The organism is Szabonella alba (assembly GCF_016765775.1).
Classification (GTDB): Bacteria; Pseudomonadota; Alphaproteobacteria; order Rhodobacterales; family Rhodobacteraceae; genus Szabonella; species Szabonella alba.
Genome location: NZ_JAESVN010000017.1, coordinates 1 through 25700, shown reverse-complemented (window position 1 = coordinate 25700; position 25700 = coordinate 1). Strand labels below are relative to the sequence as shown.

Here is a 25700-nt window from a genome sequence, read left to right as displayed (position 1 = left end):
CTGTTGTGCTGTCAGAAGCCATTCCGCGAGGCACCGGGTTCAGGCGGATCGCGGATCGTAAAGCGCGCGATCCCGGCCAACGGGCAGGTTTATGCTGTCCAAATCTTGGGTCAGCCGCCCAACCAGATCCAGTGCAACGACCATCAGGCTATCGACAGCGTTCTCACCCAGTTGCTCGGCCCGGAGGATGGAAACGGCTTCCAGCACCCCTTCCAGAGTGATTGCAACGTCATGCTGGCGCTGGATGTGCGACAAAAGCGGATTGCCCATCAGTTGCCCCCCGGCATTGATACGCTGTCAAGGCCGTGGTTCAGGCCGGTTGCCAGTTCCTCGGCAGCGGTCACCATGGCGACAACCGCATCCTGCAGCGTTTCATCATCCAGACAGGCGTTCATGGCGCTGATTAGAACCTGCAGCCGCATGGCTTTCCTTTGCAGATCGGCCAGATATTGCTGAAGTTCCGGGTTCATGCCGCCACCTCGCGCGCATCGAGCCATGCCAGAATGCCGCTTTCGCGCCAGTAATTGCGTTGCCCGATGGTGATGGGCTTGGGGAAGCCCAGCTCGGGCCGGTTCATCCAGCGGTGCAGCGTCGGCTTCGAGATCCCGCCGCAGAGCTTGCGCACCGCGCCCGAAGTCAGCAGCCGCGCCGCCGTGGCGGGCGTTGCCTGTTCTTGCGTTTCACTCGGCTGCATGGTCTTGTGCCTCCGAATGGTTCTTCTGAGCCTTCACGGCAGCGGGGGGCTGGTCGCCAAACTCGACCCCCGCTGCCAACATCTGCGCCCGCACCGCGCGCACAACTTCCGAGTTCTGACTCGACCTGTTCAGTCGCGCTTGATCCTCCAGCCACGACTTCACATCGGTCGGAAAGCGAATTCCAACCTGAACAACCTTCATTGCCACCTCCATGCCATAGCATGACCTCCGTTTGGTCACATAGTGCGAGCATAGTCACCATCTGTGAGTATTGCGTCAAGCGAAAAGTAGACACAATCTGTGACTAACCATAAACGAGAGCCGTCATGACCAGAAGCAAACGCGAAGAGCTAGGCCAGATAGTGATCCGTCCGCCTGAGGGCATGCGAGAGCGCATCAAGGCCGCCGCTGAGGCGAACAACCGGTCGATGAATGCTGAGATCGTCGCGACCCTCGAAGAGAAGTATCCTGCAACAACTCTTGAGGAGATTTGGCGCGAGCTTCAAAGAAGAAGACTTAAACAACTACTGGATGAGCACACTATTTCGTTCTTTAATCTAAGTAAATCCGAGACAGATAAAGAACGTCAGGTGTGGGAGTCTGCTCTAGAAGGAGTAAGAAAAGAATTTGATGAACTTACCTGCCTTGGCGCAACAGAGGAAAATGTCCTATACCTAACGAAAATATCCGATCTTACTTCGAATTCGAACCCATCAGATTTAGCTTTGATGCGAATTGAGAGCACTATTCTTGGCGAGCGGCTTGAGAAAAATAAGGAGGCCGAAGGTAATCCTTTGCCTGACGATATATCCCACATTAAATTTACACAGCGAATCCGAAAATGAATTCTTTCACGCCCGCACCAGCCTCACCTTGAACCACGCCGCCAGATCCTCCAGCGACAGCTTGCGCTCGACAACATCGACCACCACATCATCGATCCGGTCCCCGGGCAGGGTTTCCAGACTATAGCCGCTGCGGTCGATCAGCACGAAGGTGCAGGCCCATGCAGACCGCTTGTTCCCATCCGAAAACCCGTGCGACGTGGCAACGCCATGCAGCAGCGCCGCGCATTTCAGGTGAATGGCGCGGTGATAGCCGTGATAGGGACGCCCCAACGCGCCCTCAAGCGATGCGAGGTTCAGAACGCCCCGCCGCCCGCCGCCATAGCCCAGGGCAAGGTCATGGGCATCGAGGGCATCCTGCAGGGTCAGTCGATAGTGACGCTTACCGATTTGCCAGCCGGATCATGGCTTCGCGGTGACGATCCGCGTTGCTCTTGATCGCCTCCTTGGTCGCCGCGCTGCTGGTGCCCTTGGCAACGGATTGTGTCAGGGCAGAGGCTGCGACAGAGCGCACCTTCCAGCCCCCCTTGGAGGGGATGACATGTTTTCCTGTGCTGGACTGTTTATGCGCGGGCATGGCGGGTTCTCAGGTGACAGGTGACCACTCGTCACCCTATGGCCTTAGCATTTAGTGAACACCCCGCACATGTCAAGAAAGCCCTCACCCCCGCAGCCTGACCACATTCCCGGCCTTGCCCTCGACCAGCTCGGCCAGGAAGGCCGCCCAGGCATCCAGCGCGCGGCGCTTTTCCTCGGCATAGTCGTGGCGCTGGTAGACCGCGACAATGCCGCCGCCGGTGCCGCTGACATGGTTCAGCACCGCCTCTGTCACGCGCACGGGAATGCCCAGCCGCGCAAGCCCCGTGGCGCAGGTCCGGCGCAGATCGTGAAAGGTCCAGTGCGGAATCTCAACCGGCTCCCCCCGCTCTTTCGCCGCGATCTCCTGCATCGCCTTGTGCAGACCGGCCCGGCCCCTTGAAAACCCCGACACCGAACTGGTGCCGGTCGTGGTGAACACAAACCGCACCCGGCCATCCTCATCCGCCACGCGCTCAATCGCGGCCAGCGCAGCCGTTGCCGCGCCGGACAGCGGCACATCATGCGCCCGCCCGTTTTTCGTGCGGGCCGATGCGAGTTGCCACACATCGCCCCGAATCTCGGCATCGGTCATTTCCGCGACCTCGGCCAACCTCTGGCCGGTCAGCAGCAACAGCTTGCCGAAGGCGCCCCAGGGGAAGCCCCCGGCATCGCAGGCCCGCCAGAGCCAGCGGATTTCGTCATCCGACAGGACGCGCTCGCGCGTTCGTTCCTTCACGGGCGCCTTGACGGTCAGGGTGGGCGGCACGTCGATCACGTCACGGCTGGCGCACCAGTTGAAGAACTTCGACAGATAGGCCCGGATCCGGTTTGCCGTGGTGGCCCGGCCGCTATCGGTGATGCCGTCCAGAAGCTCGATCACGTCGCGCTTTGTGATGGTCTGCACATCCCGGTCGCCCCAGACCGGCAGGACATGCAGGTTGAATTGCCGCAGCACCGCGTCCCCGCTGCGAAGGGACCGAAGGTGCCGCTTTTCGAATTGAGTGACCAGCGCCTGCACCGTGTTCCGGTCGATGGCCTCTTTCTTGGCCTTCTCGGCCCTCGCCTCTTCCACCGGGTTCACGCCATGCTCGATCTTGGCAATCGCCCTTGATGCTGCCGCCCGCGCATCGGCCAGCCCCATGATCGGCCACCGGCCGAGGGTCATCTTGACCGACTTCCCGCCGAAGCGATAACGCAGCGCCCAGGACTTCGCCCCGGTCTTCTGAACCACGAGATAGAGGCCCGAAAACGCCGGATCAGCGAGTTCATACCGCCGTTCCCGATCAGGTTTCGCCGCTTCGACAGCCTTGGTCGTCAGTGCCTTCGCCATAATCAAATGGTCCTCTGGGGTAACATTTGGGGTAACAGCTTGGGGTAACACCGAACGAAACCGCTTGATCCGCCCCGACACCCTGATAAGAGAATTATCCAATAAAATCTAGGGCTTTTAGCGCCGATCCTGTGCCCTTCCGTTACCTTACAAAATCAGTTGAATTTTTTCTTTTAATCAGCGGGTCACAGGTTCGAATCCTGTCCGGCTCACCACTTCCCAGATTGTTGCCAGAACTGGCTTTAAAATCATGCGATTGCGGCAATATGGCCCCGTTCTGGGCTTCTGTGTCCCGTTTGATGCGCCCTCCACCAGCAGTTTGGGCAAGGTCAAGCGGTCGGCTGCCGCCTGTATCGGTTGACTTCGCCCGGCGTCATGTGCCCAGCCATTGCTGCGGTCCGGTGTGTTCCAGCCTTTTTTTCAACCTGGCAGGCACAGACGGGCTTGTCTTCACGCCGTCACCGCAGCGATTTCAGCCGCGGAAGGCCCTGAACAGCGACAGGGCCGCGTCCCAGAGGTCGAAGACCCGCACCAGAACATGCTCGCGCGTCACGAAGGGCTGTTCGGGCTGGTGCCCGATCTCGGCATCCACAGCCGCCATAAGCCGGTTGAGCCGCCGTTGATGGATGCCCAGCCGCACCTGAACCGGATCTGCAATCATGCCCGCGAAACTGGCGACCACGGCACCGAACAAAACCAGACCGGCCATGGTCAGCGCGATCAGCCTCGGCGAGGGGCCGATGGGAAAGACACTGTACCACCCTGCGCCCAGCATCGGCCCCAGCGGAAATTCGGCAATGGCGGCGCGCTGCGCGATCTGTCCGGCAAGACCCGGCGCCATGGACATCGCCCCCGGGGTCAGTGACTGGAACACGGCCGCGCCAAGCGCCAGCATGACAAGCGCGGTGGTGAATTCGGCCATCGCCGCGCGCGTGCCGGAATATTCGGCAATCGCGTCAAGGATCCGGTCCGACATCGCCTGCGCAGCAGCAGGGCTGCCCCTCTGGCGGATCGGTTCCCGCAAGGGAGGGGCGGCAAGCAGGGCCCGGCCCAGCGCCGCTTGGTCAAGACCGGCGGCATCGGGGGGCAGCGGCACCGCCAGCAACTCACGCAGGATCAGAATCTCGACGCGGGCCGAAACCGCCGTGCGCAAAAGCAATCTGCGCCGCATCAGCCACCCTGACAGTGCGACAAGCCCAATTCTGCGGCACAACCATGCCAGCATCCGCGTCAGAAAAAGCAGCGGCGACAGCAGGACATTGGCAGGCGCGCGCAAGAGGTCAAGACCGAAGGCCGCGCCATGCAACCGCAAACTGCCGGGCCATGTGAAATGGCGCTGCACGAAGGCCGCCACCTGCGCCTTGCGCCCTTCGGGCAAGGGGGAACCGTCGGATTGTTCACTGATGCGCATCGGTTCGGGTCATCCGCAAGGGGAAGGATTCGGCGTTGGTATCTGGGTCCTCAACCTGTCCAGGAGGAAGGCCGGGACAGTGGTCTATTCCACTGTCGGACAGGCATAGCCGAAAATCGCAACCGGCCATAGCGGATCGGCGGTTTGCCGCAGTCCCAACCGGCGGGTCGTACCGTTCTGTCCGGCGGTCAGATGATCCGCTTGCGGATTGACGATGACAATTGTTCAAACCCGATCACCGCCACCAGAACCACAAGGATGATGGCCGCTGCCTGATCGTATTGAAACAGCCGCATTGCGGTTGACAGTTCCACCCCGATCCCTCCTGCCCCAACCAGCCCCAGCGTCACCGCCGAGCGGATCGCCTTTTCAACAGAGTAAAGCGAGGTTGCCGTCATCGAGGCAAAGCTTTCGGGCAGGATCGCCCCGGCGATCACCGAAAGACGCCCCGCCCCGGTTGAGGTCAGCGCCTCGGCGGGGCCTTTCTGCACCTCCTCGAAGCGTTCGGAGTAGAACCGTGCCACAAAGCCGACCGTATCCATGATGATGGCCAGAATTCCCGCCAGTGGACCCAGCCCCACCGCCACCACGAAGATCAGCGCCCAGATCAGATCGGGGATGGTCCGGGCAATGGCGATCAACTGCCGCGCCACGAACCGGATCACCCCGTTCGGCGCGGTGTTGCGGGCGGCCAGCAGAGCCAGCGGAATCGACAGAAGGCAGCCGAAGGTCACGCCAACCACTGCGATGTTCAGCGTTTCCAGCATGGCCCAGCCAATGGTTTCCCAACGGGCGAAATCGGGGGGGATTGCCAGCGACACGAAGCGCACGAAATTCGTGGCCCCCCGCAGCAACCGGTCAACCGAGACTTCGGCGCCGTAAAGCCCCTGAAGGAAGAAGGCGGCGAAGGTGACCATCAGCACCCAGGCCAGCGCCGAAGGCATGCGCATTCGCGGCGGCAGGCTGTGGCGGGACGGGGCGCTCATGCCGCGGCCTCCTGGGGTGTCGGGGCGGCATCCACCCGGACCGCACCTTGATAAAGCGCATCCAGATCGGCCCGGTCGATCCCGGGGCTTGCGGCATCCAGGACCACGCGCCCGGCCTTCATTCCGATGATCCGCTTTCCGAATTCCTGCGCCAGATCAAGCTGGTGAAGCGTGCATAGCAGGCTCAGCCCCTCTTCCTCGACAATCCTCCACAACAATTCCAGCACCTCACGGCCCGCCTTGGGGTCAAGGCTTGCAATCGGCTCATCCGCGATCACGACCTGCGGCGCCTGCATCAGCATCCGCGCGATGGCAACGCGCTGCTGCTGCCCGCCCGACAATTCGGCGGGGCGATGAGTGGCGCGGTCGGCAAGGCCCACCCGTTCAAGGCACTGCATTGCCCGCTCGCGGTCTTCGGTCCGCGCAAAGGCATTGGCGACGCTCAGCACGCCAAAGCGCCGCTGCCCCATCGCCCCGAACAGAACATTCTGATGCGCCGATAATTGCGGCACAAGGTTGAAATGCTGGAACACATATCCCAACTGCCGCCGCGCCGCGCGCAACACCCGAGACGGCGCATCGGTGATGGTCCGGCCATTGAGGTCGACCCGGCCGGACTCGACCGTCGCCAGCCCGTTCAGGGTGCGCAGCAAAGTCGACTTGCCGCAGCCATTCGCGCCAAGCAAGACCGCGCCTTCACCGCGCGCCAGATCGAAGGAAACGCCGCGCAGCACATGCAGGGCGCCAAAGCGGACATGAATCTCATGCGCGCGCAGGACAGGCGGTTTGGCGGCATCGGGCATGCGCATGGGGGGGCTCCTTTTGCAAGCAAGGACGGCGCCCCCCCCCGGGGCGCCGTCCGTTTTTTTCAAGATGGCAAAAGGGTCAGTCGTCCAGGGCAATCCCGGCAACATCATAGGCTTCGCGCACCATGTCATAGACCGCCGGATCGGTCTCGAAGGACATGTAGCTGTCATCCTCAAGGAATTTCTCGGCATTGTTCTCGGTCGCGGTCAGCGCGGACCACAGTTTGTCGGCATTGGCTGACATGGTGGCGCGCAGGGCGTCGCGGCAGTCCTGCGGCAGCGACGCGCGCATGATGACCGGATCGCCCGGCAGGCGGCCGCTTTCGGCCAGCAGGCGGTATTCGGTATCGGGATCCTGCTTCATCACGGCGGCATAATCCTTGTTGCCGCCGCCCATGGCGTCGACATCGCCATTGATCAGCACCTGAATGCGGGCATCACCCGCCATCACGACCTTGACATCGCTGTCCACATCAAGCCCCGCCCGCGCCATCATCATCGTCGGGAAGATATGGCCCGAGGTCGAACCGACATCCTTGAGCGCGACAGTCCGGCCCTTGAGATCGGCCATGGTCATGATGTCGCTGTCCGCCTTGACGACGAAAGACGACCCATAGCTGGGACGTTCGATGGAAAACAGCACATCGAGGGGCGCAAGGGTCTGGAACAGAACGAATTCCGAGGGGCCGGAAAAGACGAAATCGACCTCGTCAAACTGCAGCGCAGTACCGGCAGCTGTGCGGTTCGACAACGAATAGAGCGCAAGTTCGACGCCCGTCACTTCCTGGAACGCGGTGGCGAACGGGGCGAAGGCCTCTTCCAGAACGCCCATGCCCTCGATGCCGGTATCGGCCATCTTCAGCGGCGAGGGGCAGAGGTCTGCAACGCTTTGCGCCGTGGCAGCGCCTGCAGAGCACAGGGCGATGGCGGACGTGAGCGCAATCCGGGCGAGAGAATTCATGGGAGCCTCCTTGATGGGTTTCAAGGCGGGTATCAGCCCAAGGTAACGGCAGGGTGACGGATGGGCCCGCCCCTGCAGGGCGGTCGCGCAGGATTGCGGTCACCGTCCGTTTCGAAGGCAGCCACATTCAGGCGAAGGTGTGGAATTCCCTGCATGCTTTGTCCAGCCCGCCCGGCCCCTGCGCTGGATCGGGATGCTGCGCACGCTTCAGACGGGATTCACAACTGCAGGACCCTTGTCCAAGGCCAATGCGCCTGCGCGGCGGGAGCGCATTCCCGGATCAGAGCCAAATGCGGACCGCCGATCCGCAGTGACGGGCGACCCCGAGGAACGGGCCACCAAGCCCAGATCCCGAAGTTAGCCATTCAAACCCAGATTTATCTGGTTCTTGACATGGCGCTGGGCCAGTCGGCGACCATCGCGGCTCCGGATCATGGGCCTTGCACTTCTCGGGCCTTCATCCACATTGCGATGCTCAAGATCAGGGAAGAGGGTGAAGATTTCCTTTCGTGCCTCGGACCCGATGGATTCGAGCGCTTCAGCCCCGGTATAAAGCGATTCAGTCTTCGCACCGTTTGAAAAGACGATCTCATGATCGTCAAACAGGAAGTGCCAGTAATCCAATTCAGTGATATCCTCCGCGACGTCGATCCCCTCGATGACCAGAAGTTGCCGGGCGGCCACCAGGACCTCACGGGTTCCGAACATGCTCTCGGCGATCCTAGAATTGACAAGAACCCGATGTTGCGGAGAAATCATCAGATCTTGTTCCGGCATCCCACCTCCCAAAGCGCCGGTACGGATGCGTATGGGCCGCAGATCCGGGTTCAGGCGAAGATCCATGGAATCAAGCTTGCGCGATCTGATCCAACGGATCGGCCGATAGCCCCGATCCACTGTCAGAACCAGATCATCAACCCACAGGGATTCAATCGGAACCTCACCGGAAATCGTCTTGATCAACGTACCGGAAGCGAAACAGGTAATTGTCCCATTGCTCAGGCCAAGAGTGGCATCATTGCGCATGCCCGTCGGGGATCCATAGGTCGAACTGGCAGTATCTGTCGTGAACTGTCTGAAATTCGGGGGGCCATCCAAATCATTCCCGTCAACATGGATCAGAACTGTTCCCGGAGCATATACCCCCGATGGCCCGGCAACAAACTGCCCGGTCGACACATCCCAGGCACGGGAAAGACTGACGCCAACCGGCTGGTTCCAGATATACAGACCTGTCACACGAAAATAATAACCGGTATCAGGATCGACAGTAATGAACTCCCAATCCGTCTCTATATTGGCTCCAGCGTCGTAGGTTACACCATTGATGGTCAGGGCCGCAGTCAAAGTTGCGCCACCATCATCCGGGAAATCACCATCTGCAGTCTGCGCAATTCCATCTGCGACGGATGAGAAAGAAAGCTGGCGCCCAACGAAAGTGTCGGGGTCCCCGGTCATATCAGATAGCGCACCCTGAATTAGATTATTGTCATTGATATTCGGGAACCCGATGATACCGAATTCGAATGTCATATCATTCCCTACATCTTACGGGTGCCTTGGAGGAACAAACAAATAGTTGCCGAAAAACCGCCAAAGATCCGTCAGAATTCCACCTTCAGCATGCGCAAGCCTCCGGCACCTGCAAAGGACTCCAGAAAGTTCCTGGAGAGGGTTTTTGCATTGATAAGCTCAAAACATCAGGATTTGAAAGAAGTTGCCCTATCCAAGAATGTCAGGCTGTTAGCTTCAATTCATCGACCGCATTATTCAAACTTGCGCAATCAAGTCATCGAAAATGACAAAAGCAACAGGACAACCTACCCTAGACCTCTTTCGATACCACTCCCGAGAAAGGAAAACTGCCGCTCTACTCTTACTATACCGCACCACCTGAAGCTCATCAGGTTGAACCTGCAGATCACCAGACCGATCAATATATACTCCTGAAATTCAGTAGCACATCATTGGCATCTGGATAAATTCGCTAGTTGGCTCCGCTCCGCGCCTTATTGCGAATGGAGGCAAAGCGGATCTGCCGACCATGGTGCGGCCTCGCGCCTATGAAAGCCGCGGCAGGGGCCGGGGGCGGATGAACGATTGAAGCGAGGCCGCCAGAGCCATCGTGATTCAGGACGATGCGGAGCTGAGTGTCCCCTGGGGGATCGGGAATGCGGCCGGCACCGACGCCCGGCTATGGTGCCCCGGGATCGGCATCACGCCCCTGCCCTGCGCGCGTGGCGCCCTTGCCATCGGTCAGGGCCTGATGCAATTGCTGCACCTCACGGTTCAGGGCCATGATCCGTTCCGCCGACATGCCCGCCTGCGCAAACAGCGCCTCGCCCAGACAGCGGCTTTCGCCGCGCAGGGCCAGCCCGCGCGGGGTCAGCGTCACCAGAACGCCCCGCTCATCATCCAGCCGCCGGGCCCGGCGCACCAGACCGGCCGCCTCCAGACGCTTGACCAGCGGGGTGATCGTGCTTGGCTCCAGATCCAGCCGGGTGGCGATTGCGCTGATGCTGCGGGCATCCTTCTCCCACAGGACATTCAGCACCAGATATTGCGGATAGGTGATGCCCATCCCGTCCAGAAGCGGCTTGTACAGGCGGTTGATCGCCATGGATGTCGCGTAAAGCGAGAAACACAGCTGGTCTTCAAGGGTCAGAATACGGTCCATGGCCTTACCTATCACGAAACTCATTATCGCGACAACAAAAAGCTGGACAAGCGACGCGACACTGACTAGTGAATACATATCGCGATAATAATTACCTCAAAAATAAAGGAAACACCATGTCCGTTCAGGTTCTCTACCGCACCCAAGCCACCGCAACCGGTGGCCGTGAAGGTCAGGCCCGCAGCGAAGACGCCCGCCTTGAGGTTGCCTTGGCCACCCCAAAGGAACTGGGCGGCGCAGGCGGTCCCGGCACCAATCCCGAACAGCTTTTCGCGGCGGGCTATGCCGCCTGCTTTCTGGGCGCGCTCAAGGCCGTGGCGCCGCAGCACAAGCTGAAAATCCCCGCCGATGCCACGATCACCGCCACCGTAGGGATCGGACCGCGCAGCGAAGGCGGATTTGGCATTACCGCCGATCTTGCGATCAACCTGCCGGGTCTGGCGCCCGAGGACGCGCAGAAACTGGTCGAGGCGGCACATCAGACCTGCCCCTATTCCAACGCCACCCGCAACAATGTGGATGTCGGCCTGACACTGGTCTGAACCATGCCTCCGGGGCCGCGCTCTGCGCAGATTGCAGCAGGGTGTTGCCCCGGAGCAAATCCCGTCCTGTCGGGTTCATCAAAGCGCGGAATCCTCACAGGTCCGGCCTGCGCTGATGCCGCTATTCGCGGGCCACACCTTTGTGACATGGCGTCGCGTTTCTTGGTTGCGTTTCCGGGTTGTGATTCTGGCGGGGGCCCAATCCGCTGCCTTCTGCCTTCCGGTCAGGGTTCTTTTGCGGGCTGGGTGTTCATGGCCTCCTGCAGGATACGGCTCAGGTCACGCAGGCGAAAGGGTTTTGGCAGCAGCAGAACATCCCCCTGCGGCAATGCGGCTTCGCCTGCGTCATCCCGAAGGTTGCCCGACATCAGAACCCTCGCCATACCGGGCCAGCGCTGCCCGACCTCCTCGACCAGTACCCGGCCGTTGGAGTCGCCGGGCATGGCGATATCGGACAAAAGCAAGTCGAAAGGCGGCTCCTGCAGGGCGCAGGCGATCAGCGCATCAGAGGCTGACTCGGCCTCGCTGACGCGAAAGCCGATACGCTCCAGTTGACGCCGGACGCTTGTGCGCACATCGGGATTGTCCTCGACCAGCAGCACATGCCCTGTCCGCACCTCAACGCTCTGCTCCTGCGGCACCGCAGCGGGGGCTGGCTCATCCAGGATACTGGGAAGGAAAAGCGTGACGGTCGTGCCATGCCCCTTCCGGCTGTCAATCGTGACATGTCCTTTCGACTGCTTCATGAAGCCGTAAACCATGCTGAGGCCCAGCCCAGTGCCTTTTCCCTCTTCCTTCGTCGTGAAGAAGGGTTCGAAAACCATATCCAGATGTTCAGGCGCGATGCCCATTCCGGTATCGGTGACCACGATCTGCACATAGTCCCCTTCTGCCGTTTCGGGAAACTGCGCCGCCAGCGGGCTGTCCAGCGTGACGTTCCGGGTATCGACCGTCAGCACTCCGCCGGTTGGCATCGCATCGCGCGCATTCACGCATAGATTCACAAGCGCGGCCTCAAGCTGGCTGCGGTCGATACTGACCTTTGAAAGCGTGGGAGAAAGCGTTTCCACAAGCTCGATCTCGTCACCAAGAGCAAGCCGAAGCAGCTTGCCGGTATTGCGGATCAGGTCATTGACGTCCGTGACCTCGGGGCGCAGGGACTGACGGCGGGAAAAGGCCATCAGACGGCGGATCAGGTCGGCTGCGCGATCCACCGCATGGCCGATGCCCGCGATGACCGATTTCAGCCCGGGCGGAAGTTTCTCACTGTCCTCAAGGTTTTCGACATTCACCAGAATGATCTGCAGGATGTTGTTGAAATCATGGGCGATGCCGCCGGTCAGTTGGCCCACCACCTCAAGCCTCTGGCTTCGCCGGAGGCTTTCCTGCGTGACCTTGAGATCATGGATATCGGTAAAGGTGCCGATCCATTTTTCGGGGTGGCCATCGGTTCCCGGAACCGGAAGTGCGCGGGCCAGCCACCATCGGAATTCCCCATCGTGGCGGCGAAGCTCGATTTCGCTGACATAGGTGCTGCCCGTGCCGATTGCGATCGCCCATTTTTCCAGCTCTGCAGCGCGGTATTCGGGAGGCAGCAGGTTCGCCCAGCGGTTCTTCAGGCCCGCATCCTGATCGAGGCCGGTATACTGTGACCATAGACGATTGAAGCTTGTCACCCCCCCCGCGCTGTCACTGACCCACACGATCTGTGGCATTGCATCGGCAAGCACGCGGAACTCGGCTTCGCTGCGGCGCAAGGCTTCTTCGGTGCGCAGATGCTTTTCGATATCCGCCTGCAGCGAACGGTTCGCCTCTTCCAGTTGCAGGGATTTCTCTTCAAGTTTGCGGATCAGGGTATCGCTATAGGCTTTGAAGGTTTCGTGCGATTCAGGGTTCGGCACTTTCTCCTGCATCCGGCGCGGCCCTTTGCCGCGCGTTGAAAGCACCTTGTTGACCTGAACAAGAAACTCCTCGGGATCTGCGGGCTTGAGGATGAAGGCATCCGCGCCCAGATCGAGGGCCAGCCTCTCATCCTCCGGTTCGGTATAGGTTGCCGTATAGACGATGAATGGCTTCTCGCCGAGGCGGGCATCACTGCGCCAGTGCCGCAGTAGGGTATAGCCGTCCATGACCGGCATCAGCAGGTCGGAGATTACCAGATCGGGCGGATCATTGCGCGCAATCGCCAGCGCCTCGGCTCCGTGCCGGGCCGTCACAGGAATGAAACCATGCCCCTTCAGCAGCACCTCAAGGAAGTACCGGTTCTCCTCCTTGTCATCGACGATCAGGATCCGTGTCATGCTGTGCCAACCCCCTTGATATGGGCAAGGACCTCATCGACGAATGTCTCGGGGTTGATCGGCTTTTCGATGTAGCCGTTGCAGCCCGCAGCCAGAACCGCTTCGCGGTCCCCGACCATGGCATAGGAGGTGACGGCAACAATCGGCACTGAATTCAGGTCCGGGATGCCGCGAAGCGCGCGCGCGACATCATGACCGTTCATGCGGGGCAACTGGATGTCGAGCAGGATCACATCTGCACGCGTCGTACGGGCCAGTTCGATGCCGCTGATCCCGTCAACCGCCGCGATCACCTTGAATCCGCGCCCCTCCAGCAGAAAGGTCGCCAGATAGCGGTTCTGTTCATTATCCTCGATCAGAATGGTTGTGGGCTGCATGTCAGGGTGCCTGTTCGAGAGGGATTATCGCCGTAAAGGTGCTGCCCTTGCCGGGGGCACTGATGGCCGAAACCTCACCATCCATCAGCCGTGCAAGCCGCCGGCAGATCGCGAGCCCCAGCCCGGTGCCTTCGTGCTGGCGCGTCAGGCCGCTGTCCAACTGCCTGAACGGCTGAAACAGCGTTTCGAGATCCGCCAGACCGATGCCGATGCCGGTGTCGGTTACATCAAAGCGCACGGCTGGCCGGGGTGGCCCCAAGCCGTCTTTGCCGCGAAAGTCCGGGCTTGTCGCGACCTTCAGGATCACCGCCCCCTCAGTTGTGAACTTCACCGCATTGGACAGCAGGTTGAGCAGGATCTGTTCGACCCGCCGGCGATCCGCGACCAGAATGGCGGGCGCCTTGGCCGCGTCGATCGTCAGCGAAAGCCCCTTGCGCTCGGCCATCGGGCGTATCTGTTCGATTGCGTGGTCAATGCTGGCCGCAATGTCGAAAGCCTCGTGGCGGACAGATAACTGACCGGCCTCGATCTTTGAGATATCCAGCACATCATTGATCAGGTCCAGCAGGTGGCGCGCACTGTTGCGCACCATTCCAAGCTGTTTGCGCTGTTCGTCGTTCAGCGGCCCCGCGAGCCCCTGAAGGATGATCCCGGTGAACCCTATGATCGAGTTCAGTGGCGTGCGAAGTTCATGCGACATATTCGCAAGGAAGGCCGACTTGACCTTGTCGGCCCGTTCCGCCCGCGACAGCGCTTCGGCCAGATCGCGGGTTCGCGTCTCGACCCGCTGTTCAAGTGTCCGGTTCAGGTCGCGCAGGGTGTCCGCGGCGGCCTCGCGTTCACTGACATCCCGGGCCATGGCCATGACGTTTCCGTCCGGCAGTTGTTCGGCGATCACATCGGCCGGAAAGACGCTGTTATCGGCGCGGCGCAGCATCCATTGGTGGTGATAGCGGGGGCGCTCCGCGAATTCCCTGAAGGCAGCGGTGAGCCGTGAGCGTTCATCTTCGGCCACGAAGTCCGAGGCCCGTCTTCCGATGATCTCGTCGCGCCGGAGGCCCAGCATTCGGCACATGCTCTGGTTCGCGTCGATGAAACCCTCGGCCGTGCCGATGAGGATACCATCCGGCGCATGTTCGAACAGCGCCCGGTAACGCTGTTCGCTGAGGCGGGATGCCTCTTCGGCGCGGACACGGTCAGTGATGTCGATACCAACCCCGATCAGGTAATCATGCCCCCCCATCTCGACCCTGCGGCCCGTGAAGTAATGCGGAATGAGCAAGCCGGATTTTGACTTGAAATGCGCCTCGACCGCCGCCTCACCACTGGAAAAAACCTCATTGATCCGTGTGGCCAATAGCGGCCGCTCCTCTTCGGGAAAAAAATCCAGCGGGTGCATTGTCGCGATTTCGGCGCTGGAATATTCTGATACCGTCTCAAAATTACGGTTCCAGCGGATAAACCTGCCCGACATGTCATAAAAATAGACAATGCCGGGCAATGTATTGATCATGGCCTCACCAAAGGCCTGTTCGGATCGGACCAGCGCCTCGGCGCGATTGCGGGCCTGTTCCCGCGCCAGGAGATCAAGGCCGAAGGACACATCGGCCGCCGCGTCGCGCAGAAGCGAGATTTCGGGTTCCTGAAAATAGTCCTTTCTGTCCGAATAGACGATCAGAAGGCCGACGGTCTCGCCCAGACAGAAGATCGGAAAAACCGCCCAGGACAGCAAGCCCAGTCGCGCCACCATCTGCCGCAGGTGCTGCGTGCTGGGGTCTGTTTCGGTGTCGTTGCAGATCACCGGTTTGCCCGACCGGAAGGCACGGCCCCCCGGCCCCTGCCCTTCGATACGGTCATCCGAATAGATCTTCGACTCCCGCAAGATCTCTGTCGCATTGCCGTCGCAGGCCATCGGCACGATCTGCCGGGTGCCGGGATCGTGGATGCCGATCAGGGCGGTGCGAAAGCCGCCTTCCTGCACCAGAATGCGGCTGACCTCATCGAAAAGCTGCTGCGGGGACAGGCTTCGCGCGATGGTCTGGTTGATCGCGCGAAGCGCGCTGTAGAGCTGGTTCAGCCGTTCCAGCTCCCTGCGCTGTTGATTGACGGCACCGATATCCCGCACGATGCGCAATCCACCAAGCACCTGCCCGTCAGGACCAAGAATCGGCGTGATCGACACGGTGGTCTCGACTGAACTGCCCTTTCGGGCAATTCGGCGGGTGTCGAAGGCAGGCGTCGCCATACCGCGACGAAGCCGGTCCATGTTTCCAGCCTCATCCGCGCGCTGCGCTTCGGGAATGAGCCGCAGAAGTGGCTGACCGATCATTTCATCAGGGGCATAGCCAAACAGCCGTTCCGCGCCCTTGCCCCAGCGGGTGATGCGGCCAGCACAATCATGGCTGAAAATGGCATCGCTGGCCGAAGCCATTATCGCCTCCAGCATTGCGCCCGAGAGGTCGTGCATGAAGGTGACCTGTCTCCGCATCCTGAACAACTTTAAGTAATCTAGCAGCTAAGTTGAACCCGACAAAGAACTATCAAGCATGACCGGAAAATTCCTGAAACTGCGGAAAACTATGGAGAAAACCGCTTGGCGTCCGCCACAGATGAGGTATGGAGTGATCTCAACCACCCGATTTTGTCATGTGTTGCGTGAATGTCGGGTGTGGATCACTTCATGGAAACACTGCATGGCTTGGCTGGTGAATGGTGGCTAAAATCCGGTGTCAGATTTTTACACCCTGTAAAGCCGCTGCAGCTGTGCAAGCAAAGCTGCAATTTGAATGGAAATTTTAATTTTCAATTCAAATATTAATCAAAATCAGAACTCTCTGAAGGATTTCCAGCCGAACGACCCTCACGCTTCACTCGAGCGACCTGTTCCCCAGCTCCATGTCAAAACGACAAAAAGTGCGATAGATTTCCTGACGGTGATGCACCCACTGTTGATTTTCACCCAGAACTGAGCCGGGTTTTTCACCGAGAAGTGAGCCACCTCTGATTATGGATTTTGGTTCATGGCTGGGTCAAGGGTGGTCAAGGGTGGGTTTGCCCCCTTCTTTTCCCGGGCTGCGGCAGCTGAGCTTGCCTTGAATCCGAAGCTGTCGCTTCCGGTTTCAAGGTCGAGCCATTGAGGCGCCATTGGTTCGAGCCCAATGGCTAGGGACAGCGGTGGGTGAGACGGTCGAGCAAGGCGGTGGTCATCTTTGCGTCGCCAAAGACGGTTGCCCATTCGCTGAAGCTGAGGTTGGTGGTGATCACGACGCTCGTGCGCTCGTAGAGCTTGCCCAGCAGATGGAACAGCAAGGCGCCGCCTGATGCGCTGAACGGCAGATAACCGGCTCAGTTCTGGGTGAAAGTCAACAGCCGGCCTGACACAGCGCTTCGCCCACCGGTCGGTTCCGCCTGCGTCGCAAGCGCTGCCAGAGCGAAGGCGCGCAAGGCGTCATGATCGACATCAGTGCCACGCCACGACCAAGTGCTATCCTGAGAGCGCAACGAACAGGAGATACCTATGGCCGCGCTGCCCCTTAACGCTACCCGGATCGAAGAACTGGTACTGCGGTTCAACGCCGTTATGGCGAAGGAAGGGACCGATATCTCGGACCTTGGCGGGAATGCCACGGACGACCAGGTGACTGCGACCCTGCAGGAAACTGATGACGATCTGATCCGGGACGAGATCACCCAAGAAATCGAAAGCATGAACGACGAACAGCAGGACGCGCTCGTAGCGCTGTTCTGGATCGGCCGCGGCGATGCGGAACCGGCAGCTTGGGAACAGACCAAGGCCCTCGCGCGACAACAGCATGAGGGGCTGGTGAGCCGTTATCTTCTGGGCAAGCCAATGGTGGGAGAGTATCTGACCGAAGGTCTGGAAAAGATGCTGGAATATGGTGTCGACTGATGGGCGGGCGGATGCCGTTGGTCAAGTGACTTTCGACGCCGTCTGCCAAACGCAGATGGTCCTTTCCAACAGCTCGCAGCGGTGACCGCGATGTCATAATTTGGGACTTTCGCGATACTCTCGTTTCAGACGGCCATGTTCAGTTGGGCCAATGTCCGCCTGGCATTACTGCCGGACACTAACGTCCTGCTCGTGATGGGGCTTGTCGCTTCGCTGGTTGCCATCGGCGCCAAGGCGTCGATGCCGGAGTTTTGTGTGCGATGGTCCCGATCGCCCCGATAAGGCGCTCCAGGTCAGGCATGATCATCGCGATGGGGAAATGCGGGATTAAAGGCCACGAGAACCTCCTTTGCGCCAAACTGGACTGTTATCAGGTCAACGATGCGCCGGATCTGGGGACGCGCGCTGAAGGTTCCGGCCAGAGGCGGCGCCACCGGTTAGCAAACGAGCCGATCTACGCGGCCGTGATCGGTTCGGCTAGGTGTTCTGCACCTAACCGCGTCAAACCCCAGAAATCCGCGATGTGGCGGGTGGAGGAAATGCCAACCTCCAGCATGTACTTGCCTTCTTCTCCCAGACCCTCGTCGCCCTCGGCACTGATCGGCGTGCCGTGGCCCATCTCCTCGATGATGTAATACTCGATCACCTCCCGCCCGTCGGGGTCGCACCAGACTTCCCTAGGGAAGCCGTCAACCATCTCGACGCGTGTCGGGGGGCCTTCGACCTTGTGGATCTTCTGCCACTGTCGGACGATCCCGCTGGCGTTGGACTTGTCGACGGTTGTATCGCTGTCACCATGCCAGACCGAGATCGTCGGCCATGGACCCGTGAAATGAGAGGCTCCGCGCACAAGCGCGTTGAGCCTGCGATCAGAGGGTCCCCCATATCCATTCATGCGAAACATTGCCTGCATCAGGGTGTTCGCGCTGCGGTAGGGCAGTCCTGCGATGATCGCACCTCCCGCGAAAACTTCCGGATAGGTCGCCAGCATCACTGAAGTCATGGCACCACCCGAGGACATCCCCGTGATGAAGACCTGCGAGGGGTCGATGGCGTGATCGTCAACGACCTGTGTGATCATCTGCCGAATAGAAAGCGGCTCGCCACCGCCGCGGTGGCTGTCGCTCCGCTTGAACCAGTTGAAGCTGCCGATGGCGTTGTTGGCCTTCTTTTGCCCCGGGAACAGGAGCGCTACCCCAAATTCTTCGGCGAGAGCAGACCAGCCTGATCCGGTATCGTAGCTCTCTGCAGACTGGGTGCTGCCATGCAGCACGACGACAAGAGGGCCGTTCTTAGGGAAGTTCTCCGGAATATAAACCTCTGCGCTCAGCGACCCGGGGTCAGTCCCGAACTTTTCCATCACGAAGAGGCGATTGGCGGTAGTTGAAGTTGCTGACATAAGAATCCCTGTACATGAGCCGGTTCTGGCCACGTGAGAGGCGCGGACCCGAATTTTCGGGACGGGCGCGATATGACTGCCCACGGTTCAGGGTGGACACGAAGAGACCTTTGCCACCCGGAGCGGATGATATCCAACAGACGGATACGCCAAGCGTCTCGGTGATTGGGCTGCACCCTGCAGGTTTCCTGGTCCGCTTGCACAGATGCAGGTTAGTTCCGGGCACCAATAAAATGCAGGACCTTCCGCGCGCAGCCGGGCACCTGCCGGACGTTGCCGTCCAGCCCTTCCCCGTCCCGCATAAAAAAACCGATCAAACATCGCTTCGCTTTCGACCGATTCTTCTTGGCCACAACCACCATGATTTCACGAACATGAAGCGCCTTACCCACTGCCATCGTTATCGATGAGCGTGGCGACTGTTCGCTTCTGCCGGATCGTGCAGCCGTCAACCTGCGGGCGGTCCAGCTGCTGCTGGGGCATACGAAGATGGACAGCACGGTGCGGTACCTAGGTGTCGACATCGAGGATGCCTTGTCACTCTTGGAGGGGATCGACCTCTTAGGCAAACGCGGCCGGTGCGAGCTGGCCGCGCTTGTCGCCCAGGGTGGCATTGGGCTTGACACAATAGGCCGCGTAGCTTAAAGCTACATCATGAAGCAGATCAGCTACACGACGGCCGCGATCCGGGCTTTGCGCCGACTGCCCGCCAACACGGCCACGTTGATCCGGTCCAAAATCGAAGCCTACGCGACGGACCCGGCCTCACAGGTCAACAACGTGAGGTCTCTCAAAGGGCGAGAGGGGAGCCGGCTGCGTGTCGGGGACTGGCGCGTGATCATGGATGAACAGGGCAATGTCCTGGCGGTTCTTGATATCGGCCCACGCGGCGGCGTCTATGATTGAAAGGGAATGACATGAACGAGATGGTGACGATCCCACGCGAGGAATATGATCGCCTCCGGGCGGCGGCTGAGAACCTCGCCGATCTCCAAAGCTACGATCGTGCAAAGGCGGCCTTGGCGGCAGGGGCGGATGAACTGATCCCCTCCGACTATGCGAACCGGCTGCTGGACGGGGAAAGCCCGCTGCGCGTCTACAGGGACCTGCGCGGCCTGACCCAAGCCACGCTGGCCGAGAGGGCCGGGGTCAACCGCGTCACCGTGGCCGAAATCGAGACCGGCCGCAAACAGGGCTCGGTCGCGAGCTTACGCGCCTTGGCGGTCGCGCTCGACGTCACGTTGGACGATCTGGCTGAGTAGTCGCGGCCCATAGCCGCCGTTCGGCTATAATCTATGCAGGCTAGCCGCACTTGCCATAGCTGACGCTCGTCCGATACCGAAGCAAAGGAGATCGGACGATGAGCCGTTTCGGATGTTCGTCGCACTTTTTCGCTGACAGGTCATGAGGCAAGTGTCAGGACAGATTTCATATTCTTTGTTTTTGGGCTGAGGCGGGATCTATGCCTGTCGGAGCGCTTCTCAGCGCCGTCTTCTGCCTGGCCGTGCGGTTTTGTTGCCTCGTGGGCCAGTCAGAACCGGGGTATTCGAGAGGTTCTCTTCATGTAGTTTACGCCAGCGTTCCAGACGGGCGGGGTCGAGTGTTCCGGCGCTGACGGCGGCGCGTACTGCACAGCCCGGCTCATGGCCGTGGGTGCAGTCGCGGAAGCGGCATTCGGGGCTGAGCTCTGCTATCTCGGCAAACAGCTGATCCAGCCCGGTTGTCAGATCGCTGACATGTAATGACCGCACGCCGGGCGTATCGATCACCATCGCCCCGCCCGCAATCGCATGCAGCGAGCGTGAGGTCGTGGTGTGCCGCCCCTTGGCATCATCTTCGCGGACACTGCCCGTCAGCTGCGCGTCATCGCCGGACTTTTCGGCAAGCGTGTTCAGCAAAGACGACTTTCCTACCCCCGACGATCCGACCAGGGCCACCGTCTGCCCAACCCCAAGCCAAGGGGCGAGCACCATGGCCGCATCAGACGATGTTGCATCCAGCCAGACCGCCTGTACGCCGCGCTGCAAGGTCGCGGCCTGATCGCGAAATGCGCCCGGATCCGCGACCTGATCGGCTTTGGTCAGCACGATGACCGGAGTGGTTCCGGCCTCATTGGCGACCGCAAGATAGCGTTCCAGCCGGGCCGGGCTGAAATCGTCATTGCAGGAGGTGACGATAAACAGTGTATCGACATTCGCGGCGATCAGTTGCGGTGCGCCGCCGCCTTCGCCGCGCCGTTGCAGCAAGGTTCGCCGCTCAAGCCTGCGCACCAGCACCGCGGTTGCCGGCTCCGCCAAGATCCAGTCACCAACCGCATAATCCGCAGTATTGGCGCGGGGTGGCAGGACAAGCCGGACCGGGCCGGATAGGGATTGCGCCACCATTCTGGCGCGATGAACGGTCGCAACCCGCATGGGCACCAGCCCGGTGTCATCCTCGCCGATCTGGTCAGCAAAGAAGGCAGACCAGCCCAGAGCGGTCAATGCAGGACCGGTCAGGACGGAATCGGTCAGGGCGGGCAGGGTCTGATCGGAGACATGTTTCACATCCTCATGCATGTCTGTCGACCGGGATCAATGCAAGGCCGGCCATCACGGGCGAGGCATGATTTTTTCGCCCGACCCGGCTCTGTCAGACGTTTGCATCAGTTTACCTGGTCAGAAGCGCTCAGGACCCGCACAGGCTGGGACGCCTGCCCGGGTGGACGCACTCCGCCTGAACGCGCTACACCTACGCCTTGCGATGACAAGGGAGCGCAGATTATGCTTTGGGATATCCAGGCGCTGATGAAACCTGCACTTTCGGTGATCGATCTGATTCCGAATATCCATCGCACGCCGACGCTTGCGATGCTGCGCCGGGCGGTTCTGGAGGGGCGGCCACTGTCAACACAGCTGTCAGCGGAAGACAAAGAGCTGACCTTTCATGACGCCCGTGTAGCGTTGACCTCGCCCATAGGGGCAAGGGTTCTGAAATCGCTTTATGCTTGCGGCCATCTCAAATTGAAGAAGCCGCCCGGAAATCCCTTCCGGCACTTGACGCCTATATCGCCACCGAAACGGCCTTCCGCACAAAGGCCGCGCGAATTGTTGCAAATGATGAGGCAAAACGGGATCGCCTTGCCGAGGTCATCGCCAACCCTCGCAGCCATTGCCAGCGGCCACCCGCAAAGCCGCATCGATGACCTGCTGCCCTGGAACTTCAGGCCGTCAAGCTAACCTGCCCGTGCTGCCCAGAGACCGCTTACAGTCAGATGCGCTTGGCTCCAGAGCAAATCTTCGCAGCAATGTTCCTCAGCTCCGGGTAACCAGAAAGCTGTCGCGATTACTGTGGGCGAAGCTACACCCGGCCTATTACGGCCGGTCAGAAGAGCAGCGGAGCCGCAGTGCGGCTTCCCCAGACCAGCCATTCGTGCTTGCCGCAGCGAGATTGTCAGGTCAATCTTGCCGACGCGGGACGGAACGCACGCCTGGTGAGTTGTAACGCGCGACATAGCGAAGCCGAGGCATCAATATCTTTAGCCCCCATCGTGGCATGTAGCGGTTAACCCGCCCGGCGCTGCAGTGTTCGCGCCGGGTTGGGCTTGGTTGTGATCCGGGCACTATCTCACACGTCCGGCCCGGCCGTCTGTGTCACGCGGCCTGAGTTGCGGCCACCGCCTTTTGTGCAGCAATCCCGGCGGGCAGCACCCGCTTTAGGATGTCGGCAAGCGTGATGATGCCGCATACCGCATCATTGTGCATCACGATGGCAATCTGCACGCTAGATTCGCGCATGCGCGCAAGGGCCTCATAGACCGGGGTCTGGGCATCAAGGACAAAGGCGCGCCGGGCGATATCGGCTGCGGGCTGGGTGTCGGGCAACAGCAACGTATCGCGCACATGCACGACTGACGGTGGTCCATCGCCCTCGGCCGACATCAGAATACGCATGTGCCCGGACTGCAGGCCCGCCGCGCGCACATCAGCAGCCGTTGCCTGCGGCAAGACCTGTGTCGGTGCCACATCGGTCACGACCAGTGCGATGACCGGCATGGTGCCAAGGTCGATGAAGCCAGACAGCTGTTGCTGCATTTCCGGTTCCAACGTGCCAACCTTGGCCGAATGTTCCACAAGCTGGCGGATGGTCGCGATATCGCGTCCGCCGACAGCCGCACTTTCGACAGGCTCCACGCCCGATGCGCGCACAAGACGGTTCGCAAGCCCGTTCACCCACCCCAAAAGCGGCCTGAGCGGCCAGATATAGGCGCGCGAAATCACCCCGATGGCGAGCGCAGACGTTTCAGGGTGCGCAATGGCCCAGGACTTCGGGGCCATTTCCCCCACAACCAGATGCAGGAAGGTGACCACGAACAGCGACAGACCGAACGCGGTGGCACCCGCCACCCAGAACGGCAGACCCCAGGTCAGGAGCACCGGGCCAAGCCAGGCATCAACGGCAGGTTTGGTGACCGCCCCCAACGCAAAGGTGCAGACCGTTATGCCCAATTGCGCCCCAGCCAGCATCAATGTCAGGTCGTTCATCCCGCGCAACGCCGCGCGGGCCGAGTCGCTGCGCGGCGCAAGCTCTTCGAGCCGGTGCCGCCGTGCGCCAAGCAAGGCAAATTCGATGATCACGAAAAACGCGCTCAGGGCAATCAGGAGGGCGGTGATCAGGATTACAGTCAACGCGCCGCTCATTGGTCATCCTCTATCATTGCAATTTCGACCAGCCGCACGCGCAGCTCGGTCGGAATGTGGCGCTCGACACGCAACACATCCACCTCCAGCCTGCGTCGCATCGGTTGATCAGACACCAGCTCTGCCGGGTCAATCGGCAGGTCGACGGTCACCGTATCGCCTTCGGACGGCAGGGCGCCGAGTTCGGCAATCAGCAGGCCCGCGACAGTCTCGACATCGCCGCGCGGCAGGTCATAGCCGATGGCCCGCTGCACCTCGTCAAGGTGCACGTCGCCGTCCATGATCCAGATATTGTCGCCGTCGGGGACAAGCGAAAAGCCGGTATCCGCGTCATGTTCGTCGGTGATCTCGCCGACGATTTCCATCGCCAGATCCTCGATCGTCAGCACCCCGGCAAAGCCGCCGTATTCGTCGATCACACAGGCAAGCTGGTTGTCAGACTTGGTCAGATGGGCAAGGGCATCGGGCAGCAGCATCAGGGTGGGCATCACGGTTGCCGGTCGCATCACGGCAGACACCGGCTCATCGGCGCGCCCGGACACCAGACGTTCCAGCACATCAGCCAGATGCACCACACCCACTGGAGTGTCGTCGTCGTCAATCACCGGATAGCGAGTGTGGGCGCGCGCCATCAGGTCGCGCAGCTCGTCCAGCGTCGTGTCGGGACTGACCCAGTCGACCTGCGATCGCGGCACCATGGCATGCTCGACATCCTGCTTCGGGAAATCGAGGATGCGGTCCATCATCAGCGACAGTTCCACCGGCAGGTCACCACTGTCGCGGCTGTCGGCGATGATGCGCGGCAGGTCGTCCGCCGAGGCGCTGACATCAAGATCATGCACCGGCTCGATCCGCAGCGCCCGCAGCAGCAGGTTCGCGGATTTGTCGAAAAACCCGATTAGCCAACCGAAGACAGTCAGGTAGATCAGCGTCGACCGCGCAAGGCCGCGCGCCAGCGGTTCGGGGTTCGCGATGGCAAGGTTCTTGGGGTAAAGCTCGCCAAAGATCATCTGGATGATCGTGGCGGCCACCAGCGCCAGTATTGTGCCGACGGCAACACCCACCTCTGTCGGCACGCCCGTCACCCCCAGCAAGGTTCCCAAGGAGTTGCCGACCATCGGCTGAGCCACAAAGCCGACCAACAGGCCTGTAACCGTGATGCCGAGTTGAGCCCCTGACAGCATGAAACTGGTGCGCTTGGTCACCGCAAGCGCGCGCTTGGCTGCCACATCGCCTTCGGCGGCCCGCGCCGCCAGCCGGGTGCGGTCGACCGACATGTAGGCAAACTCCTGGGCGACGAAATAGCCATTTGCCGCAATGATCGCGAGGATGACAAGAATGCCGATCAGCAGGAAGAGAGTTGCTTCAATCATCAGAGCACAAACGACAATGAGGAAAGTTTTCGGAAAACGAATCTTTGATGGTTGTCCACTGAGGAAGATCGCCTGTTTTGTTGAGAATGACTCTCAGATGTGGTGTCCATGCCACTCTGTCAATCCCTCGCCCAATTATCTGACCGGCGTCGAAGTGGTCAGCGAGGGGTCTTACGTTGCCTTGCGTGAATGTCTGTTCCTCGAAGTTCCTGCGACCGACAAGCCGCACCGCCGCAAGTCAGCTTTCCGCCCATCACGTCGCACAGCCCCGTGACCACTCCATCAAGGCTGTCCTTCGGTCATGCTGCGGCAAGTCGGCCCGGCGCAAATTAGAAGGCCAAGGACGTTTCGGGAAAGAAGGTCTTTCGCCGAGACGCGGAGTAGCGGTATGCCGAGCTTAGGATGACCCAAGCTCGGCACAACTCCGGTCACGCGGCCTCTGCGAGTGCCACGGCGTCAGCCCCTGCCGGATAGTGCAACCGGTCTGATCCATCTGTGGCCGCCAGCCACACCGCCTCTGCCACATCGCTTTCGTGTGTCGTCTGGGGTGGATTGGCAAAGGCGGCAAAGATTGGCCCGGCATAGTCGGTATAAGCTTCAGGGATCAGGTCCGTCACCGGAGTGTCGGTGTTGACCGCAAAACGGGTGGTGGGTGCATAGCCCGGCTCGACCAGCTTTGCCTGCACACCAAATGCGCTCAGTTTGAGCTACTCCCCGAAAATCGGACAGTGACGGAAGCTACGATCTGACGTCTGCTGATCTCCAAGAACGAGGAGATCAGGACATGAGGAAACGCAGGAACCATGACGCGGGCTTCAAGGCTCGTGTGG

At 60.5% G+C, this 25700-nt stretch carries 26 protein-coding genes and 2 pseudogenes; 7 read left to right on the top strand and 21 right to left on the bottom strand.

Annotated features, from left to right (window positions below; all coding sequences use genetic code 11):
- Window positions 1–39 precede the first annotated feature (39 nt).
- The 4 genes from JL811_RS19025 to JL811_RS19010 are packed head-to-tail and all read right to left on the bottom strand — an operon-like array spanning window position 40 to window position 908.
- On the bottom strand, window positions 40–270 hold the full coding sequence (locus tag JL811_RS19025; protein WP_202690292.1) for a hypothetical protein: 231 nt from the start codon (window positions 268–270) through the stop codon (window positions 40–42).
- Window positions 270–470: a hypothetical protein gene (locus JL811_RS19020; protein ID WP_202690291.1), complete on the bottom strand. Its 201-nt coding sequence runs from the start codon at window positions 468–470 to the stop codon at window positions 270–272. Before JL811_RS19020 ends, JL811_RS19025 begins: the two co-directional genes overlap by 1 nt.
- Entirely contained in the window at window positions 467–694 is a 228-nt protein-coding gene (locus JL811_RS19015; protein ID WP_202690290.1) for a helix-turn-helix transcriptional regulator, read from the bottom strand. Before JL811_RS19015 ends, JL811_RS19020 begins: the two co-directional genes overlap by 4 nt.
- Complete coding sequence (locus JL811_RS19010; RefSeq protein WP_202690289.1) at window positions 681–908, bottom strand: hypothetical protein; 228 nt, start codon at window positions 906–908, stop codon at window positions 681–683. Before JL811_RS19010 ends, JL811_RS19015 begins: the two co-directional genes overlap by 14 nt.
- A 113-nt stretch (window positions 909–1021) precedes the next feature.
- Here JL811_RS19010 and JL811_RS19005 point away from each other — a divergent pair, with 113 nt between their 5' ends.
- Window positions 1022–1540 (top strand): Arc family DNA-binding protein, encoded by a 519-nt coding sequence (locus tag JL811_RS19005; RefSeq protein ID WP_202690288.1) that lies wholly within the window; start codon window positions 1022–1024, stop codon window positions 1538–1540.
- A gap of 6 nt (window positions 1541–1546) precedes the next feature.
- Here JL811_RS19005 and JL811_RS19000 read toward each other — a convergent pair whose 3' ends face one another.
- The 8 genes from JL811_RS19000 to JL811_RS18965 form a co-directional block, all read right to left on the bottom strand.
- A complete protein-coding gene (locus tag JL811_RS19000) occupies window positions 1547–1813 on the bottom strand; it encodes a Fic family protein (protein WP_202690287.1) in 267 nt (88 codons plus the stop codon).
- A 388-nt stretch (window positions 1814–2201) separates the two neighbouring features.
- A complete protein-coding gene (locus tag JL811_RS18995) occupies window positions 2202–3449 on the bottom strand; it encodes a tyrosine-type recombinase/integrase (RefSeq protein WP_202690286.1) in 1248 nt (415 codons plus the stop codon).
- Window positions 3450–3921: 472 nt separating this feature from the next.
- Entirely contained in the window at window positions 3922–4860 is a 939-nt protein-coding gene (locus tag JL811_RS18990) for a DUF6635 family protein (protein ID WP_202690285.1), read from the bottom strand.
- A gap of 188 nt (window positions 4861–5048) precedes the next feature.
- Window positions 5049–5846 carry a phosphonate ABC transporter, permease protein PhnE gene (gene phnE / locus JL811_RS18985; RefSeq protein ID WP_202690284.1) on the bottom strand — a complete coding sequence of 266 codons (798 nt, stop codon included), beginning with the start codon at window positions 5844–5846 and terminating at the stop codon, window positions 5049–5051.
- Window positions 5843–6655, bottom strand: coding sequence for a phosphonate ABC transporter ATP-binding protein (locus JL811_RS18980; RefSeq protein ID WP_202690283.1), 813 nt, complete (start codon window positions 6653–6655; stop codon window positions 5843–5845). The genes phnE and JL811_RS18980 overlap by 4 nt, the downstream gene beginning before the upstream one ends.
- A gap of 76 nt (window positions 6656–6731) precedes the next feature.
- Window positions 6732–7613, bottom strand: coding sequence for a phosphate/phosphite/phosphonate ABC transporter substrate-binding protein (locus tag JL811_RS18975; protein ID WP_202690282.1), 882 nt, complete (start codon window positions 7611–7613; stop codon window positions 6732–6734).
- Between the two features lie 357 nt (window positions 7614–7970).
- Window positions 7971–9146: a Hint domain-containing protein gene (locus JL811_RS20080; RefSeq protein ID WP_237685077.1), complete on the bottom strand. Its 1176-nt coding sequence runs from the start codon at window positions 9144–9146 to the stop codon at window positions 7971–7973.
- A 661-nt stretch (window positions 9147–9807) separates the two neighbouring features.
- Entirely contained in the window at window positions 9808–10290 is a 483-nt protein-coding gene (locus tag JL811_RS18965; protein WP_202690281.1) for a MarR family winged helix-turn-helix transcriptional regulator, read from the bottom strand.
- A gap of 116 nt (window positions 10291–10406) precedes the next feature.
- Here JL811_RS18965 and JL811_RS18960 point away from each other — a divergent pair, with 116 nt between their 5' ends.
- Window positions 10407–10832 (top strand): organic hydroperoxide resistance protein, encoded by a 426-nt coding sequence (locus tag JL811_RS18960; protein ID WP_202690280.1) that lies wholly within the window; start codon window positions 10407–10409, stop codon window positions 10830–10832.
- A gap of 224 nt (window positions 10833–11056) precedes the next feature.
- Here the strand turns inward: JL811_RS18960 and JL811_RS18955 are convergent, their stop codons facing one another.
- The 4 genes and pseudogenes from JL811_RS18955 to JL811_RS18940 all read right to left on the bottom strand — a co-directional run.
- Entirely contained in the window at window positions 11057–13132 is a 2076-nt protein-coding gene (locus tag JL811_RS18955; protein ID WP_202690279.1) for a hybrid sensor histidine kinase/response regulator, read from the bottom strand.
- Complete coding sequence (locus tag JL811_RS18950) at window positions 13129–13509, bottom strand: response regulator (RefSeq protein WP_202690278.1); 381 nt, start codon at window positions 13507–13509, stop codon at window positions 13129–13131. The genes JL811_RS18955 and JL811_RS18950 overlap by 4 nt, the downstream gene beginning before the upstream one ends.
- 1 nt (window position 13510) lies before the next feature.
- A complete protein-coding gene (locus tag JL811_RS18945; protein WP_202690277.1) occupies window positions 13511–15976 on the bottom strand; it encodes a PAS domain S-box protein in 2466 nt (821 codons plus the stop codon).
- Window positions 15977–16513: 537 nt separating this feature from the next.
- A pseudogene (locus JL811_RS18940) lies at window positions 16514–16851 on the bottom strand (ATP-binding protein); the annotation flags it as partial.
- A 175-nt stretch (window positions 16852–17026) separates the two neighbouring features.
- Between JL811_RS18940 and JL811_RS18935 the strand changes: the two are divergent.
- Window positions 17027–17419, top strand: coding sequence for a DUF3775 domain-containing protein (locus JL811_RS18935; RefSeq protein WP_202690276.1), 393 nt, complete (start codon window positions 17027–17029; stop codon window positions 17417–17419).
- A gap of 454 nt (window positions 17420–17873) precedes the next feature.
- Here JL811_RS18935 and JL811_RS18930 read toward each other — a convergent pair whose 3' ends face one another.
- Complete coding sequence (locus tag JL811_RS18930; protein WP_202690275.1) at window positions 17874–18818, bottom strand: extracellular catalytic domain type 1 short-chain-length polyhydroxyalkanoate depolymerase; 945 nt, start codon at window positions 18816–18818, stop codon at window positions 17874–17876.
- A gap of 450 nt (window positions 18819–19268) precedes the next feature.
- Here JL811_RS18930 and JL811_RS20075 point away from each other — a divergent pair.
- The 3 genes and pseudogenes from JL811_RS20075 to JL811_RS18920 all read left to right on the top strand — a co-directional run.
- Window positions 19269–19379 (top strand): annotated as a pseudogene (locus JL811_RS20075) (integrase); the annotation flags it as partial.
- A gap of 93 nt (window positions 19380–19472) precedes the next feature.
- Window positions 19473–19724 (top strand): type II toxin-antitoxin system RelE family toxin, encoded by a 252-nt coding sequence (locus tag JL811_RS18925; protein WP_202690274.1) that lies wholly within the window; start codon window positions 19473–19475, stop codon window positions 19722–19724.
- An 11-nt stretch (window positions 19725–19735) separates the two neighbouring features.
- Window positions 19736–20080: a helix-turn-helix transcriptional regulator gene (locus JL811_RS18920; protein WP_202690273.1), complete on the top strand. Its 345-nt coding sequence runs from the start codon at window positions 19736–19738 to the stop codon at window positions 20078–20080.
- Between the two features lie 219 nt (window positions 20081–20299).
- Here JL811_RS18920 and rsgA read toward each other — a convergent pair whose 3' ends face one another.
- Complete coding sequence (rsgA, locus tag JL811_RS18915; protein WP_202690272.1) at window positions 20300–21376, bottom strand: ribosome small subunit-dependent GTPase A; 1077 nt, start codon at window positions 21374–21376, stop codon at window positions 20300–20302.
- A gap of 204 nt (window positions 21377–21580) precedes the next feature.
- Between rsgA and JL811_RS20070 the strand changes: the two genes are divergently transcribed.
- Window positions 21581–22036, top strand: a complete 456-nt coding sequence (locus JL811_RS20070) for a hypothetical protein (RefSeq protein WP_237685076.1) — start codon at window positions 21581–21583, stop codon at window positions 22034–22036.
- Window positions 22037–22450: 414 nt separating this feature from the next.
- Here JL811_RS20070 and JL811_RS18905 read toward each other — a convergent pair whose 3' ends face one another.
- From JL811_RS18905 to JL811_RS18895, 3 genes are all read right to left on the bottom strand, one after another.
- Window positions 22451–23497, bottom strand: coding sequence for a CNNM domain-containing protein (locus tag JL811_RS18905; protein ID WP_202690271.1), 1047 nt, complete (start codon window positions 23495–23497; stop codon window positions 22451–22453).
- Complete coding sequence (locus JL811_RS18900) at window positions 23494–24870, bottom strand: hemolysin family protein (RefSeq protein ID WP_202690270.1); 1377 nt, start codon at window positions 24868–24870, stop codon at window positions 23494–23496. Before JL811_RS18900 ends, JL811_RS18905 begins: the two co-directional genes overlap by 4 nt.
- Window positions 24871–25298: 428 nt before the next feature.
- Entirely contained in the window at window positions 25299–25556 is a 258-nt protein-coding gene (locus JL811_RS18895; protein ID WP_237685075.1) for a Rossmann-fold NAD(P)-binding domain-containing protein, read from the bottom strand.
- Window positions 25557–25700: the final 144 nt, after the last annotated feature.